This is a genomic window from Streptomyces sp. NPDC059957 (genome assembly GCF_042730015.1).
Lineage (GTDB): Bacteria > Actinomycetota > Actinomycetes > Streptomycetales > Streptomycetaceae > Streptomyces.
Genome location: NZ_JBHWMB010000175.1, coordinates 1 through 1,393, shown reverse-complemented (window position 1 = coordinate 1,393; position 1,393 = coordinate 1). Strand labels below are relative to the sequence as shown.

Sequence of the window (1,393 nt, the reverse complement as noted above, 5' to 3'; positions counted from 1 at the left end):
ACAAGCCAACCTCTCGAACGCATCCCCACCGCTTCGATCTAGGCGTCGAAGTCGTACTCCAGGACGTAGGAGGCGGAGTCCAGGGTCATCTCATTGACCTCGATGGGCCGCCCGCCCTCGGTGAACGCGGTGCGGATGATCTGGATGACAGGTGTGCCAATCGCGAGCGAGAGTCGCTCGGCCTCGTCGGCCGAAGGCATTCGGGAGCGAATCTCCTCGCGGAAACGAACGGGCTTGTGCCCCAGCTCAGCCAGCCGCGCATACGTGCCACCGGGGCCGGTATCGGCTTGGGTGATGGCAGAGTCGGCGACGACATCTGACGGCAGGTGTGATGTCGCGAAGAGCACCGGCTTTCCTTCGAGCACGAAGCGGCGGCTGCGTGCCCAGACCAGGGCCCCTGTGGAAATGCCGAGAGCGTCGGCGATACGGTCGTCCGCCGCGTTCTCCCGAACCTCGATCTGATCGACGACGAGCTCACGCTCTTCGGTATCTGCGGACCAGACGGAGCGGCCCGATCCCCACTGCTCCTGCGCCAGGCGCTGGATACCGCGCCGTCTCAGGGGTTTGAACGCCCGCACGAAGACGCCGGCGCCCTTTCGCGCCTCCGCGAGGCCTTCGTTCTGGAGCACGCCGAGGGCCTGACGTGCGGTCATCCTGGCGACGTCGTAGGTGGTCATGAGGTCGTTCTCACCTGGCAGGCGGTCGCCCGGGCCGTACTCACCCGCCTGGATAGCCGCCCGCAGCGCATCAGCGATCCGCTGGTACTTCGGCTGGCGGGATCCGCCTTGGCTGGTCATTGAACGATCACTCCTTCTCCTCTCTAGACACCCTAGGACCAGATATAGGCCACTGCACGTACCAGCTTGGGGATCCGTCCACCCACGATCCATCGACATCTCTAGAGATGTATTGACAGGTGGCGCCACATCGGCTGCAGTGGATACATCTCTAGAGAGGTCGCCTGTGGACGGCCTCAGGACTGAGGAGTGATCTGCATGCGTCAGATTCCTATCGACATGGCCAGCTCCGACTCCGAAGACTGCCGCACCACGAGGGTCCTGGCAGTGGCCGAGCCCAGTGGGGATCTACTCGACCGTGCGCTGGTCGGCTGGGAGCACTTCCTCAGCACCTTCGAGGGAGGGGCTGGTGAGTGAGCGCTACGAATACGTCCCTCATCGGCTTCTGCGTCACCGCGTCCGCGACATCGCATCCGGCGCTGAAGGGGAGTTGATGGCCGTGATCCACGAGAACGACTCGGACTCGATCGTTCACGAGCGCTGGATGGAGCTGGCCTACATCCGCGACGCGTCCGGCCGTGAGTTCACCACCGCGATCCGCAACATCGAGTCGGTCAACCGGCAGGCGTAGCCGCTCCGCAAGGGTGTCGGTTTCG

General features: G+C 64.2%; 3 protein-coding genes. 2 read left to right on the top strand and 1 reads right to left on the bottom strand.

The genetic code is table 11. The features are described 5' to 3' along the window. Positions 1-38 precede the first annotated feature (38 nt). On the bottom strand, positions 39-797 hold the full coding sequence (locus tag ACFWBW_RS41715) for a GntR family transcriptional regulator (RefSeq protein ID WP_385385152.1): 759 nt from the start codon (positions 795-797) through the stop codon (positions 39-41). A gap of 198 nt (positions 798-995) precedes the next feature. Between ACFWBW_RS41715 and ACFWBW_RS41710 the strand changes: the two genes are divergently transcribed. Together ACFWBW_RS41710 and ACFWBW_RS41705 are read left to right on the top strand one after the other, a co-directional pair. Further along, a complete protein-coding gene (locus ACFWBW_RS41710) occupies positions 996-1,154 on the top strand; it encodes a hypothetical protein (protein WP_385385149.1) in 159 nt (52 codons plus the stop codon). Further along, positions 1,147-1,368 (top strand): hypothetical protein, encoded by a 222-nt coding sequence (locus ACFWBW_RS41705; RefSeq protein WP_385385146.1) that lies wholly within the window; start codon positions 1,147-1,149, stop codon positions 1,366-1,368. Before ACFWBW_RS41710 ends, ACFWBW_RS41705 begins: the two co-directional genes overlap by 8 nt. Positions 1,369-1,393: the final 25 nt, after the last annotated feature.

What these genes read in the sequence shown, in the direction of transcription:
- ACFWBW_RS41710 (WP_385385149.1), top strand. Translation starts at nt 996, where the DNA reads ATGCGTCAGATTCCTATCGACATGGCCAGCTCCGACTCCGAAGACTGC.
- ACFWBW_RS41715 (WP_385385152.1), bottom strand. Translation starts at nt 797, where the DNA reads ATGACCAGCCAAGGCGGATCCCGCCAGCCGAAGTACCAGCGGATCGCT.